Origin of the sequence: Amycolatopsis sp. NPDC051045, assembly GCF_040682955.1 — a bacterium.
Lineage (GTDB): Bacteria > Actinomycetota > Actinomycetes > Mycobacteriales > Pseudonocardiaceae > Amycolatopsis.
In genome coordinates, this window is the sequence record NZ_JBFBCC010000007.1 from 150,035 (window position 1) to 163,754 (window position 13,720).

Here is a 13,720-nt window from a genome sequence, read left to right on the forward strand (position 1 = left end):
ACCCCGTGCCCCATCACCCCGTGCCCCGCCACCCCGTGCCGGCCTCGCTCGCCCGCGGGTTCCTCACCGGCGGTGTCGCCGGCGCGGCGCTGAGCGCCCTCGTCGCCGGCATCATCATCGAGAAGGTCCCGCTGTTCCTGACCGGCCTGGGCCTTCCGCTCGCTTACATCGCCCTGGTGTTCGTCGCGGGCATGCCGCGACGTGCCCGCGAGGCGGCGGTCGTTCCCCGCCTCGCGCTCGCGCGGGTCGAAAGCCTGCGCGCCGGCGGCACCGAAACGGGGGATGTCCCGGTCGAGTTCCTCCTCACGGTCGCGCCCGACGGAGCACCGGCGTTCCGCGTCCAGGTCACCCACCACGTCAACCTGATCGACCTTGCGCGCCACCGGCCGGGTGATCTCCTCGTGGTCGAGTACCCGCCGGACCGGCCGTGGCGGGCCCGCGTCGTCCCGCACCCGGCGCCGGAGTGGCAGCGCCGGATGACCGGCGCGGTCGTGGAGCCCGCACCCGGGTCCGCTCTGGTCCAGCCGCCGCCGGAAGGGCGCGCGTTCTCGATCGCCGCCTTCCTCGGGCTGCTGCTCGGCGCCGCCGCCGTCGTCGCCCTTTTCCGCGTCGAACTGTTCACCCCGGCGCCGGTGGAGGAGACGCAAACGTCCTCCTCCACCACGGTGACGTCCACGACGTCCTCGTCGGAGTCCATGGTCATCGAGTCGTCGGCCGGTCGTGCGGAGGGGCCGGCCGACCTCGTTCCCGACCTCGTCGGGCAGGCCACGAAGACCCTCGACGTCGGGTGGCCGCGGGCCTGGCAGCTCACGGTCGTCCAGGCCGGTGGGGCCGTCACCGTCCGCGTCACCGTGACCGGGCCCGCCGGCAGCGCCTCGCTCGTCGTGCCGCCTCGATGAGGTGTGCTCAGGCGGCGAGGTGCGCGGCGGCGGCCAGCACGTGCGGCGCCAGGCCTTCGGCGATCACGGCGTAGCCGGCCGAGGAGGGGTGGAACCGGTCGGCGGAGAACAAGCCCGGCTCGGCGGCGAAGCGGGCGGCGAGTTCGGGGCCGGCGGTGGCCACCGCCCCACCTGCCCGGATGGCGGCTTCGGCCTGGGCCTGCGCGTAGTGGCCACTGGCCGCGGAGACCAGCTGCCGGTAGGGCCCGGGCACCCGCGCCACGATCCCCAGATCGGGCGCCGGCACCACGATGACCCGGGTGCCGGCGCGGACCAGCCGGGCCACGGCGTCGTGCAGCTGCCGGGCGCCGACCGCGGGGGACACGAACCCGGCGAGGTCGTTCGCGCCGATCACGATCAGCGCCAGGTCCACACCCCCGCCGAGAGCGACGCCGACCTGGCGTTCGAGGTCGGCCGAGCGGGCCCCCGGCACGCCGAAGTTCCGCAGGCGCACGGTGTGGCCCGCGTCGCGCAGCCGGCGCGTGAGCCGCCGGCCGAGGGTGTCGTCCTCCCGGGTGCTGCCGACGCCGGCCGCCAGCGAGTCACCGAGGACGCAGAATTCGAGTGGTGGAGGCATCACGGGGTACAACGTGCCCACGTCGCCGTTGTTTCCCGTCGGGGTGGAGGTCACGTTGACCAGGACTGTGCTCGTGCGGGTGGTGCTGGTGGCCGTCGTGGTCGTGGTGCTGCTGCTGGCCGCCGTCTGGGCGGTCCAGCGGCGGCTGATCTACCTCCCCGACCCCACGCCGGTGCCCGCCGCCGCGAGCGTGCTGCCCGGCGCTGTGACCACCGGGGCTGCGCCCCGGAGCGGGGACTCCGCCACCCGCACCCCCGAAGTGATTGCCGAGGACGTCCGCCTCCACACCGCCGACGGGCTGGAGCTGGGCGCCTGGTACGTCCGGCCGCGGGGCCGGGAGCCGGCGGCGACGGTGCTGGTCGCCGGCGGCAACGGCGGCAACCGGGCGGGGCGGGCCCCGCTGGTCGCGAAGCTCGCGCAGGCGGGACTGGCCGTGCTGGCGTTCGACTACCGCGGGTACGGCGGCAATCCGGGTGACCCCAGCGAGGACGGCCTGGCCCTCGACGTCCGCGCGGCCCACCGCTTCCTGACCGAGGACCGGCGGATCCCGCCGGAGCGCATCGTCTTCTACGGCGAAAGCCTCGGCTGCGCCGTCGTGACGGAGCTGGCCCTCGAGCACCCGCCGGCGGGGCTGCTGCTGCGGTCCCCGTTCGTCGACCTCGCGGCGGTGGGGGCGGAGATCTACCCGTACCTGCCGGTGCGCCTGCTGCTGCGCGACCGGTTCCCGGTCAAGGAGCAGGTCGCGCGCCTGCGCGTGCCGGTGGTGGTGGTCGTCGGCGGCCGGGACTCGATCGTCCCGCCGGTCCAGAGCCGCGAGGTGGCGGCCGCGGCGTCGGCCCGGCTGGTGGAGATCCCGGGCGCCGACCACAACGACCCGGTCCTGCTCGAAGGCCGGGAGCTGGTCGAGGCGGTGACCTCGCTGGTTCCGCGCTGAGCCGGGCCTCGGCGGCGCTGCCTGGTCCTGGCGGACCCAGGCACGACCGGGCCTGCCTCGTCGCTCGCGGCGGCGGCAAGCTCGACGCCATGACGAACAGCATGAAGGCGGTCACCATCCCGGAGTTCGGCCCGGCGGAGGTGCTGCGGCTCGGTTCCGTGGCGATCCCGGAGCCCGGGCCCGGCGAGGTCTCGATCGACGTCGCCTACGCCGGCGCCAACTTCGCCGAGGTCCTCTACCGGCAGGGCGTCGTGGACGTCCCGCTGCCCTTCGTCCCCGGCATCGAGGTCTCCGGGCGGATCCGCGCGCTGGGCGAAGGCGTGACCGGTTTGTCGGTGGGGGAGCCGGTCGCCGCGTTGACGATCGTGGCGAGCGGGGGCTACGCCGCGGTCGTCACCACTTCCGCCGGCCTCGTCGCTCCGCTGCGCGACCTCGAGCCGGAGGTGGCGGCCGCGGTGCCGTCCAACAGCACCACCGCTTTCCTCGTCCTGGAGCGCGTGGCCGGGCTGAAGCGCGGCGAACGCGTGCTGGTGCACGCCGCCGCCGGCGGGGTGGGCAGCCAGCTGGGGCAGGTCGCCCGCCTGCTCGGGGCCGGCCGGGTCGTCGGCACCGTCGGGAGCGAAGCCAAGATCGCCGCCGCGAAGGCGTTCGGGTACGACGAGGTCGTCCTGCGCGACGAGGTGGAGGGCACCGGCGAGTTCGACGTCGTGGTGGACATGGTCGGGGGGCCGGCCCGCCGCGCGAGCCTGGACCGGCTGGCCCCGATGGGGCGGCTGGTGGTCATGGGCAACGCTTCGGGCGCCGAAGACGTCGGCATCCCGGCCAACGAGCTGTGGTTCACGAACAAGACCGTGTCCGGGTTCAACCTCGCCGCGTTTTCCGCCGTCGCACCGGAAACGGTGCGCCGGGCGCTGCGCCGCGCCGTCACGGCCGTCGCGGACGGCACCCTGCGCGTCGACGTCGAATCGTTGCCACTGGAGGACGCGGTGACGGCGCACCGCCGCATCGAATCCGGTTCGACGACCGGCAAGCTCGTGCTCCGGGTGCGGTGAACCGCGTCAGGTGCCCATCTTCTTCATCAGTTCCGAAAGGTCGACGACCTGGTCGGCGGGCGGGGGCTGGATGTCCACCGGCCGGCCCCAGTCGCGGTAGTCGGTCGTGCCCGTGGCCGGGGTGAGCGCGCCCTGCGGGAACCCGGAGGACATGTCGATGGTGAAGCGCGCGGGACGCCGCGCCGCGTCGAGCCACAGCTCGGCGGGGAGCTTGGCGGTGACCGGCTTGGCCGGCCTGTTGTCCATCGGCGGCTCCGCGAACTCGAGGAACAGATCCGGCGCCTTCGCGGTGTCGAGCTCGAGGCGGTAGTGGTTGACCGGCAGGTCGCCGAGCCTGGCCTGCTCCGCCGACACGATCCGGCCGGTCCGCTCGATCTCCACCAGGGCCCGGCCGAGGTCGGGCAGCTTCGCGATGACCGGAACCGCCGCGCCGGCCGCCTGGGCGATCGGGTCGGCGCTGTCCGGGTCGGTGCCGACCCACTCCTTCCCGGGCACGCCCGCCGGAGCGTGGGTGAAGGTCTTCTTGCCGATCACGCGCAGCTCGGCTCCGTCGACCACCACCGTCAAACTGCTCGTGCTGCCGTCGAAACTCAGTGAGCCGGTGACGTCCTTGGTGGTGGAGCCGAACACCGCGGCCGTGGTGAAGACGGCGGACGGCGCCTCGCCGATCCCGGCGCGCGCGGCCGCCACGAGCTGCGCGACGTCGGTGACCGGCGCGGTGAGCGTCGCGGGGGCCGACGACGGGGCGCTGCCGGGACCGGGGTCGCACGCGGTCAAGGCCAGTGCCGCCGCGCCGATGATCAGGCCGGTCTTCCGCATGGAGCCCCCTCGGTGTGGTGATCGGGGAAGCTATCGGGAGAAGGTCACGTTCCGGACATCATCGTGGCGCCGGGTGTGACGTGTGTCCGCCTTGAGACCGCGGCCGCATCGCGCATAATGGCCACTGACCGACTGCTTGGTATGTGCCGGGCACCACACCCGAAGGAGACACACTGCCGTGAACTCGTTCAAGGATCGCGTCGCGATCGTCACCGGGGCCAGCCGGGGCATCGGCCTCGGGATCGCGAAGACGCTCGTCGAGCGGGGCGCCAAGGTGTGCCTCACCGCGCGCAAGCCGGAGGCGCTGGAAGAGGCCGTCAACTCCCTCGGCGGCCCGGACGTCGCCATGTTCGTGGCCGGCAAGGCCGACGACACCGAGCACCAGGACGAGACGGTCGCCAAGACGATCGAGACCTTCGGCCGGCTCGACTACCTGGTCAACAACACCGCCATCAATCCCGTCTACGGCCCGACGCTGGACGTCGACCCCGCCGCGGCGGCGAAGATCCTCGGCGTCAACGTGCTCGCGCCGCTGGGCTGGACCAAGCGCGCCCGCGACGCGTGGATGGGCGAACACGGTGGCGCCGTCGTCAACGTCGCCTCCGTCGCCGGCCTCCGCGCTTCGCCGGGCATCGGCATGTACGGCGTCAGCAAGGCCGCGCTGATCCGGTTGACCGTCGAGCTCGGGGCCGAGCTGGGGCCGAAGATCCGCGTCAACGCCGTCGCGCCGGCCGTGGTCAAGACGAAGTTCGCGACCGCGCTGTACGAGGGCCGCGAGGAGGAGGTCGCTTCGGCGTACCCGATGAAGCGGCTCGGCGTGCCGTCCGACATCGCCGGCGCGGTGGCGTTCCTGCTGTCCGACGACGCGGGCTGGGTCACCGGGCAGACCGTGGTCCTCGACGGCGGCGTGACCCTGGGCGGTGGCCTGTGACCGGCGTCGTCGTCACCGGGGGCGGCGGGGGCATCGGCGCCGCGCTGGCCCGCCGCTTCGCCGCCGGCGGTGCCCAGGTCGTCGTGGCCGACCTCGACGGCGACAAGGCCACGGAAGTGGCGGCCGAAGTCGGCGGGACGGCGTTCGCGGGTGACGTCGCGAGCGTCGAAGGCGTCGCGAAGCTGATCGACAGTGCACGCGGGACGCTCGGCGAGATCGACGTCTTCTGCGCCAACGCGGGGATCGCGCCCTTCGGCGGCGCGGAAAGCGGCGAGGAGGTGTGGGCGCGCACCTGGGAGGTCAACGTCATGGCGCACGTCCGCGCGGCGAACCTGCTGCTGCCGGCGTGGCTCGAGCGCGGCCAGGGCCACTTCGTCGCGACGGTGTCCGCCGCCGGCCTGCTGACCAGCCTCGGTTCGGCGCCGTACTCGGTGACCAAACACGGCGCGCTGGCGTTCGCCGAATGGCTGTCGGCGACCTACCGCCACCGCGGCATCACCGTGCAGGCGATCTGCCCGCAGGGCGTGCGCACGGCGATGCTGGAGAGCACCGGCACCGCGGGCCAGCTGCTGATGGGCGCGTCGGCGATCGAGCCGGAGCAGGTGGCGGACGCGCTGTTCGCGGCGATCGAGGAGAAGCGGTTCCTGGTGCTGCCCCACCCCGAGGTCGCGGGCTATTACGCGGCGCGCGCCACCGACACCGACCGGTGGCTCGGCGGGATGAACAAGCTGCAGCGCAAGGTCGAGGAGGCCGTCGGAGAGCTGTGAACCGGCAGCCCGAGGTTGACCGGCGCGGGAGCCGGCCGAGCGTAGGGCGGGCCGGAGAAGGTGGCGCAACCGCCGCCAACCGTACTGCCTGCGGCCGGTGACTGTTCAGGTCATTTCGATAGCGGTCGCCTGGCTATGCTGCGACCACAGCCCGAAAACGGCCTGAACAGTCACCGATCAGGTGGCAAGAGAAATCAAACCACCCGATACCAGCAAGGCCCAATGGACTCCAGCGGAACAGGAGGACCAACCCGTTCGAAAATCCGAACCCCAGCCCCGAGAAGCACCGGAACGGGCAACGCGAGGATTTCGTCCAACACCCCGGCCTCGAGACACTGCCGCGCCACATCGGCACCGAGAACGTTGACGTACTTCTCCCCGGCAGCCTCCGCGGCCGCAGCGACTGCCGACTGCAGATCACCCACGAAAGTCACGCCGGGAACCGGTGGCGGGGCGTGGTGGGTGAGGACGAACTGCGGCCCCTCCCACCCGCCGCCGAATGCTTTGCCCTCGCCTGCGCCGCCCCGGTGCGGGTCGTCGCCGTCGAAGGTGCGGCGGCCCACCAGTAGCGCGCCGATGCGGGGGATCAGCTCGTCGACCAGCGGGTCGGGGCGCAGGTGCGGGGTCAACCAGGACATGTCGCCGCCGGGGCCGGCCAGGAAACCGTCGATCGAGCAGCTGAACGCGTAGAGCAGTTTGGCCATGGAACCCTCCGTGGAATCGCCGGACGCGGGTACTGACGGCCGGAGGGCGGGAAACTCATCGGTGGGGCGGGAACCGCGGTGGACGGCGCTCGTTCCAGCTCGCCAGCCCCTCGGCCAGCTCGGGGCGGCCGAACGACTCCAGCATCAACGCCGTCGCTTCGCGGGCCGCCTCCGGCAGCGGCAGCAGGGCCTCGCGGGCGAACTGCTCCTTCATCACCGCCATCGACCGCGGTGCGCTGTAGGTCGCCAGCTCGGTCGCGTAGGCGTGCGCGCGCAGCTGCAGCTCGCCGGCTGGGACAACCTCTTGGACCAGGCCGTAGTCCAGCGCCTGCTCCGCGGTGAACGTGCGGCCGGACAGCAGCAGGTCGCGGGCGCGGCCCTGGCCGACGAGCTCCGGCAGCAGCTTCGCGATGCCGTACTCGGCGATCAGGCCGCGGCGGGCGAACGCGGTGGTGAACTTCGCGCCCGCGGCGGCGAAGCGGACGTCCGCCGAGCAGGCGATGACGAACCCCAGGCCGGCGCAGCCGCCGTTGATCGCGGCGACCACCGGGACGCCCACCGATGCCGCCGCCAGCACGTCCCGGAAGTTTTCGCTTTCCCCGGCCGGTGGCGCCCCGGCGATGGTGTCCAGCAATCCCAGGTCGGCCCCGGGGCAGAAGGCCTTGCCCGCGCCCGTGACGACGACCGCGCGGATCTCCGGATCGGCGTCCGCCTGCCGCAGCAGGGCGCCGTAGCGGGCCTGCATGGGCACGTCCATCGCGTTGCTGCGGCCGGGCTTGTCGAACGTGCACGTGGCGATCGCGCCGTCCGCCGCGTACCGCACGCCATCGACCGTGGACATCGCCGCCTCCTCGGGGTCGGCCACCAGACTAAGCGGTCGCTTGGCCATCCGTCATGTCCCGGGCGGGGGAATGCCCGCGAAGTTCGAAATTATCGAACCCGTTGGTCGACCGGAAACCTCTGTGCCATAGTGCTTTCCGCCCGCACAACGCCCCGCTGGAAGGGACTGCCGATGTCGGAAGTAGAACCGAGCGGGCTCAGCCGACGGCTCGTGCTGGGCGGGGTCGGCGCCGCCGTCGCCACGTCGGCGGTCGCGCCGGTCGCCAGGGCCGCCGACGCGCTCACGCGGCCGGAACTCGCGCTCGCCGGGCGGGAAACCGACCTCGGGACCGGCTGGCGGTTCGTCCTCGCGAACCCCGACGGCGTCACCGATCCCGACGGCCGGTTCGCCGACGCCGCGAAGCCCGCCTTCGACGACTCGACGTGGCAGGTGGTCGACGTCCCGCACGACTGGAGCATCGAACTCCCGCCGACCGAAAAGGGCGGCACGAGCAGCGGTTCCGGCTTCTTCCGCGGCGGCCTCGGCTGGTACCGCAAGACGTTCACGCTGCCGCCTTCGCTCGCCGGCAAACGCGTGTCGGTGGAATTCGACGGCGTTTATTCGGACGCCCACGTGCACCTGAACGGCGAACTGCTGGGCAACCACCCGTACGCCTACACCGGGTTCGCCTTCGACCTCACCGGACGGCTGCACACCGACGGCCGGACGCCGAACGTCCTCGCCGTGCGGGCGACGAACCCGCTGCCCAGCAGCCGCTGGTACTCGGGCAGCGGGATCTACCGCCGCGTGCGCCTGGTCGTGACCGAGCCGGTGCACGTCGCCCGGCACGGCACGTTCGTCACCACCCCGGACATCGCCGCCGACCGGGGCACGGTGCGGGTGGCCACCGACGTCGTGAACGACTCCGGCGCCGCGGTGACGGCGCAGGTGCGCACCACGGTCACCGACCCGGCGGGCCGCGTCGTGGCGAACGGCTCGGCCACCGTCGCAGTGGCCGCCGGCCGGACGACGACGGCGGGGACCGACCTGCGAGTCGAGCATCCCCAGCTGTGGTCGGGCGAGCAGCCCCGGCTGTACCGGCTGCGCACCGACGTCGTCGTGGGCGGCCGCGTGCTCGACACGACCACCGCGGACTTCGGCTTCCGCTACACCGAATTCCACCCCGACAACGGGTTCTCGCTCAACGGCGTGCCGATGAAGCTGCGCGGGGTCAACCTGCACTCGAGCCAGGGCGCGCTGGGCGCGGTGGTCGACCCGGCCGCGCTGGAGCACCAGATGCGGCTGATGCTCGCGATGGGCGTCAACGCGCTGCGGACCGCCCACAACCCGCCGGACCCGCAGCTGGTGACGGTGTGCGAACGGCTCGGGATCGTCATGATGGTCGAGGCGTTCGACTGCTGGCGGACCGGCAAGCTCGAGTACGACTACCACCGGGACTTCGACGCGTGGAGCGGGCGCGACATCGCCGAAATGGTCCACGCGGCCAAGAACTCGCCCGCGGTCGTGCTGTGGTCGATCGGCAACGAGGTGCCGGACGCGTCGATGGCGGGCGGCCCGGAAATCGCGGCGGGACTGATCGCCGCGGTCCGGGCGATCGACCCGACCCGGCCGATCGTGATGGGCTCGGACCGCTACCGCGGCGTGCCCGCGCCCGGTTCGCCGCAGGACCTCATCATGAAGCAGCTCGACGGCCTCGGCGTCAACTACAACACCGCCCAGTCCATCGACGGGCTGCACAAGCAGTACCCGGACAAGTTCTTCTTCGAGTCCGAGTCGTCGTCGGAAACCTCGACGCGCGGGGTCTACCAGGAACCGGACCTGCTCAACACCGGCGAAAACCACACGCCGGGCAAGCGGGCGACGTCGTCCTACGACAACAACCTGGCTTCGTGGACGTTCAGCGGCGAATACTCGCTGAAGAAGGACCGCGACCGGAAGTTCTGCCAGGGCCAGTTCCTCTGGGCCGGGCAGGACTACCTCGGCGAGCCCACGCCGTACGACGTCTTCCCCGTGAAGACGTCGTTCTTCGGCGCGATCGACAGCGCCGGCCTGCCCAAGGACGCCTTCCACCTGTTCCGCAGCCAGTGGACCACCGCGCCGATGGTGCACCTGACCCCGATGGACTGGACGAACCACCGGATCGGCGAGCCCGTCGCGGTGTGGGTCTATTCCACTGTGGACACCGTGGAGCTGGTGCTGAACGGGAAGTCGCTGGGGGTCAAGAAGTTCGACCGCAAGACCACGGTGGACGGGCGGCCGTACCTCGAGACGACCGAACCGGCCGGTGACGACAAGAAGGACCCTTCCGGCAGCTACGTCAGCCCGAACGGCAGCACCGGCAAGCTGCACCTGACCTGGACCGTGCCCTTCGAGCCCGGCACGCTGACCGCGATCGCCCGTACCGGCGGCCGCGAGGTGGCGCGCGACCGGCTCGTCACGGCCGGGCCGCCGCGCGCGCTCAAGCTGAGCGTGGACGCGCCCGGGGGCGGGGTGGTGGCCGGGGCGATGACGTTCGTGACGGCGTCGGTCGTGGACGCCCGCGGTGTCGTCGTGCCCGGCGCCGAGCCGGTGCTGCGGTTCACCGTCCACGGGCCGGGACGGGTCGCCGGGGTCGACAACGGACGGCAGGAGCTCGCCCAGAGCTACCAGCAGCCGACGATCCCGGCGTTCAACGGACTGGCCGTCGCCGTCGTCGCGGCGACCGGCGGGCGCGGCGCGATCACCGTCACGGCGAGTGCGCCGGGGCTGGCGCCGGGGCGGATCACCTTGCCGGGCACGCCTCTCGGGCAGCGCAACGGGCCGGGGGCGCGCATGGTCGAGACGGCGGTGATCCCGGCCGTCTCGACCGCGGACGCGAGCTACTCGGGTGCCCCGGACACGCTGCCGGCCGCGATGCTGGACGGCAACCCGGCCACCGGCTGGTCCAACTACTACGTCAAGCAGGCGACGTCGACGTTGAACGCGGTGAGCAGGCCGCGAGCCGAGGACTGGGTCTCCCTGGCCTGGCCGTCGGCCCAGCGGATCAGCGCCGTCACGGCGAACTTCGTCGTGGACGCGAAACTGGCGCTGCCGGTCGCCGTCGAAGTCACCTGCCGCACGGCCCGGGGCTTCGAGCCGGTGCGGAACCTGCGGATCACCTGGGGGACCGGTTCGAACGACCCGACGTCGTTCGCATTCGATCCGGTCGTCACCACGGAGGTGCGGGTGACGATGACCGCGCGGGGCTTCCTGCGGATCAGCGCGCTGCTGGCCCGGTGACCGCGGGTCCGGCGGGGCGCACCCCCCGCCGGACCCCGGTGGTCACCGGCTACAGGGCGCGAGAGCGTCGAGGCCCTGCGGCTTTTCGGCGTTGCGGCCGATGGCGGTGGCGATCCGGTTGATCGTCGCCACGCGCTTGTCCTCGAGCGGGCCGAGGATGGCGTTCTGCACGAAGTTGGGGCCGCCCTGGCCGACGGTCGTCTGCAGGCGGTTGTTGGCTTCGGCGATCTGGGTGTTCAGCAGCTCGAGGTTGCGTTGCACCTCGGCCTGGGCCTGGGCGGGGATGGCCGGGAGCTTGCTCTCCACGTCGGGGCAGGAGATCTCGCCGGCTCCGGCGTTGCCGGTGTTGCCCGTGTTCCCGGTGTTCCCGTTCTGCCCGCCGTTGTCCGTGCCTTCGGCCGGCGCCGGCGCCGGCGCCTCGGCGCCCGCGCCCGTGCCGGCCTGCCCGCCCACCGCGCAGGTGGCCAGGCTGTCGAGGCCCTGTGGCTTCTCGGCCCGGCGTCCGATCGAGATGGCGATGCGGTCGATCGTGGACTTCCGCTTGTCCGCCAGCGGGCCGAGGATGGCGTTCTGGACGAAGTTCGGGCCGCCCTGGCCGACGGTCGTCTGCAGGCGGTTGTTGGCTTCGGCGATCTGGGTGTTCAGCAGGTCCAGGTTGCGTGTCACCTCGGCCTGGGCTTGCGCGGGGATCGCCGGGAGCTTGCTCGCCACGTCGGGGCAGGTGATCTGGCCGGCCGCCGCCTGACCGCCCGAGGCGGCGTTCGCGGCGTTGGGGTCGCCGACGGTCATGGCGATCGTCAGTGCCCCGCCCGCGATCGCGAGGGCGAGGGCGCCGGTCGCGATCTTCGTCCGCCGGGATAGGCGGTGTCGTCCACCGGAAGAAGGCATGAATGACTCCGTTTTCGTGCGTGAGTTAGCGTGAACATATGGGTACTCCGCCGTGTTCGGGGGATACGGCGGGGTTCTCTGATGGGGCGGGCCAATCTGGTCGCCGACGACCATGGTGGCCTCTGGGCCAGGGGTTTGTCCAGTGTGATCCGGTCGAAAAAGAAGATATGAACCATTTCGAACCGGGGTACGTGTACCCCTGTGACGGCGGCATCTGACTGCGTTGTTTTTGGCGCGGTTTCGGCACGCAAGAATTGTCGTGCGCAATTTCGGCGTGCCCGGCCGGGCTTGACGCGGGCCGTCGCGTCCTCCTAGCGTCGGCATACCGACCGGTCGGTGTCCAAAGGAGGTCGCTGGATGAGCTGGTACGACGCGAAGCCCTGGCTCGCGAGCTACGACGAACAGGTGCGGGCCGCGGGACCGGCGAAGCCGACGACGCTGCCCGAGATGTTCCGCCGCGCCGTGGACCACGTCCCCGACCGGGCGGCGATCGCGTACTTCGACGCGCGGCTGAGTTATCGCGCGGTCGACGAGCTCTCCGACGGCGTCGCGCGGTACCTGACCGCCAACGGCTTCGCCCGCGGCGACCGGCTCGCCCTGGTGCTGCAGAACATCCCCCAGTTCGTCATCGCCCTGCTGGGCGCGTGGAAGGCCGGCGGGATCGTGGTGCCGGTCAACCCGATGTACCGCGAACGGGAGCTCACGCACGTGCTCACCGACGCCGGCGTGAAGGCGATCGTCTGCTCGCAGCGCGGCTGGAACGCCTACATCGGCAAGACGGCGGCCGCCAACGGGGTCGCCGTCGCGCTCACCACCAGCGAACTGGAGTTCCAGACCCGCGACGACCAGCGCGTGCTGGCCAAGGTCGGAAAAGAAGAGACCCCGGGTGCGACCGAACTCCTCGAAGCCGCGGCCACGCCGGGGCCGAAGCCCCCGGAACCCGCCTTCGCCCTCGACGACACCGCCCTGATCAGCTACACCTCCGGCACCAGCGGCACGCCCAAGGGCGCCACCAACACCCACGGCAACATCGGCACCAACGCCGCCGGGCTCGGCTCCTTCAGCGGCCTGCCCGCCGGCTCGACGATCTTCGGGCTCGCGCCGCTGTTCCACATCACCGGCATGGTCTGCGAGCTCGGCTCCGCGATCGACATCGAAGGGACCCTCGCGCTGGCCTACCGCTTCGAACCCGGGGTCGTGCTCGACGCCTTCCTCGAGCACAAGCCGTCGTACACCGTCGGGCCGTCCACGGCCTACATGGCCCTGATGGCCCACCCGTCCTTCAGCCGGGAGCACTTCGACTCGTTCGCGCTGCTGTACTCCGGCGGTGCCGCGCTGCCGCCCGCCGTCGTCGAGGCCTTCCGCGCCAAGACCGGGCACTACATCCACAACGGCTACGGCCTCACCGAAACCACGGCGGGCTGCATCGTCGTGCCCGGCACCCTCGAGGCGCCGATCGACCCGGAATCCGGCACGATCTCGATCGGCCTGCCGGTGCCGGACACGATCGTCCGGATCCTCGGGGAGAACGGCGAAGAGCTGCCGCCCGGCCGGCCGGGCGAGATCGCCGTCGAAGGCCCGATGGTCGTTTCCGGCTATTGGAACCGCCCGGACGCCACCGCCGAGGCGCTGCCCGGCGGGCGGCTGCTGACCGGCGACATCGGGTTCATGGACGAGCGCGGCTGGGTCTACGTCGTCGACCGCAAGAAGGACATGATCAACGCGTCCGGCTTCAAGGTCTGGCCGCGCGAGGTCGAAGACGTCCTGTACACGCACCCGGCGGTCCGCGAGGCCGCCGTCGTCGGGATCGCCGACGAATACCGCGGCGAGACGGTCAAGGCGTACGTCAGCCCGGCGCCCGGCGCGAACGCCGATCCCGCGGAGCTGGTCGCCTGGTGCAAGGACCGGCTCGCGGCCTACAAGTACCCGCGCACCGTCGAAGTCCTCGACGAGCTGCCCAAGACCACGAGCGGCAAGATCCTGCGCCGCGAGCTGCGGGCACGGGGGTAGC

General features: G+C 72.1%; 12 protein-coding genes. 7 read left to right on the forward strand and 5 right to left on the reverse strand.

Annotated elements, in window-relative coordinates; all coding sequences use genetic code 11:
* The first annotated feature begins 20 nt into the window (after positions 1–20).
* Positions 21–899 (forward strand): hypothetical protein, encoded by an 879-nt coding sequence (locus AB0M80_RS18865; protein ID WP_364566057.1) that lies wholly within the window; start codon positions 21–23, stop codon positions 897–899.
* 7 nt (positions 900–906) lie between these two features.
* On the opposite strand, the gene AB0M80_RS18870 is transcribed toward AB0M80_RS18865, so the two are convergent.
* Entirely contained in the window at positions 907–1,515 is a 609-nt protein-coding gene (locus AB0M80_RS18870; RefSeq protein WP_364566642.1) for an SGNH/GDSL hydrolase family protein, read from the reverse strand.
* Positions 1,516–1,570: 55 nt separating this feature from the next.
* Here AB0M80_RS18870 and AB0M80_RS18875 point away from each other — a divergent pair, with 55 nt between their 5' ends.
* A complete protein-coding gene (locus AB0M80_RS18875; RefSeq protein ID WP_364566060.1) occupies positions 1,571–2,449 on the forward strand; it encodes an alpha/beta fold hydrolase in 879 nt (292 codons plus the stop codon).
* A gap of 89 nt (positions 2,450–2,538) precedes the next feature.
* Entirely contained in the window at positions 2,539–3,501 is a 963-nt protein-coding gene (locus tag AB0M80_RS18880; protein ID WP_364566063.1) for a zinc-binding dehydrogenase, read from the forward strand.
* 6 nt (positions 3,502–3,507) lie between these two features.
* On the opposite strand, the gene AB0M80_RS18885 is transcribed toward AB0M80_RS18880, so the two are convergent.
* Positions 3,508–4,320: a hypothetical protein gene (locus tag AB0M80_RS18885; RefSeq protein ID WP_364566065.1), complete on the reverse strand. Its 813-nt coding sequence runs from the start codon at positions 4,318–4,320 to the stop codon at positions 3,508–3,510.
* Positions 4,321–4,498: 178 nt separating this feature from the next.
* Between AB0M80_RS18885 and AB0M80_RS18890 the strand changes: the two genes are divergently transcribed.
* On the forward strand, positions 4,499–5,251 hold the full coding sequence (locus tag AB0M80_RS18890; protein ID WP_364566068.1) for an SDR family oxidoreductase: 753 nt from the start codon (positions 4,499–4,501) through the stop codon (positions 5,249–5,251).
* A complete protein-coding gene (locus AB0M80_RS18895) occupies positions 5,248–6,018 on the forward strand; it encodes an SDR family oxidoreductase (RefSeq protein ID WP_364566071.1) in 771 nt (256 codons plus the stop codon). Before AB0M80_RS18890 ends, AB0M80_RS18895 begins: the two co-directional genes overlap by 4 nt.
* A gap of 194 nt (positions 6,019–6,212) precedes the next feature.
* On the opposite strand, the gene AB0M80_RS18900 is transcribed toward AB0M80_RS18895, so the two are convergent.
* On the reverse strand, positions 6,213–6,722 hold the full coding sequence (locus AB0M80_RS18900) for a dihydrofolate reductase family protein (RefSeq protein WP_364566074.1): 510 nt from the start codon (positions 6,720–6,722) through the stop codon (positions 6,213–6,215).
* 55 nt (positions 6,723–6,777) lie between these two features.
* Positions 6,778–7,563: an enoyl-CoA hydratase-related protein gene (locus AB0M80_RS18905; protein WP_364566077.1), complete on the reverse strand. Its 786-nt coding sequence runs from the start codon at positions 7,561–7,563 to the stop codon at positions 6,778–6,780.
* A 171-nt stretch (positions 7,564–7,734) separates the two neighbouring features.
* Here AB0M80_RS18905 and AB0M80_RS18910 point away from each other — a divergent pair, with 171 nt between their 5' ends.
* Positions 7,735–10,821 carry a glycoside hydrolase family 2 TIM barrel-domain containing protein gene (locus AB0M80_RS18910; RefSeq protein ID WP_364566080.1) on the forward strand — a complete coding sequence of 1,029 codons (3,087 nt, stop codon included), beginning with the start codon at positions 7,735–7,737 and terminating at the stop codon, positions 10,819–10,821.
* A gap of 42 nt (positions 10,822–10,863) precedes the next feature.
* On the opposite strand, the gene AB0M80_RS18915 is transcribed toward AB0M80_RS18910, so the two are convergent.
* Complete coding sequence (locus tag AB0M80_RS18915) at positions 10,864–11,709, reverse strand: hypothetical protein (protein WP_364566083.1); 846 nt, start codon at positions 11,707–11,709, stop codon at positions 10,864–10,866.
* 357 nt (positions 11,710–12,066) lie between these two features.
* On the opposite strand from AB0M80_RS18915, the gene AB0M80_RS18920 reads away from it, so the two are divergent.
* Entirely contained in the window at positions 12,067–13,719 is a 1,653-nt protein-coding gene (locus tag AB0M80_RS18920; RefSeq protein ID WP_364566085.1) for an AMP-binding protein, read from the forward strand.
* The last annotated feature ends 1 nt before the right edge of the window (position 13,720 follow it).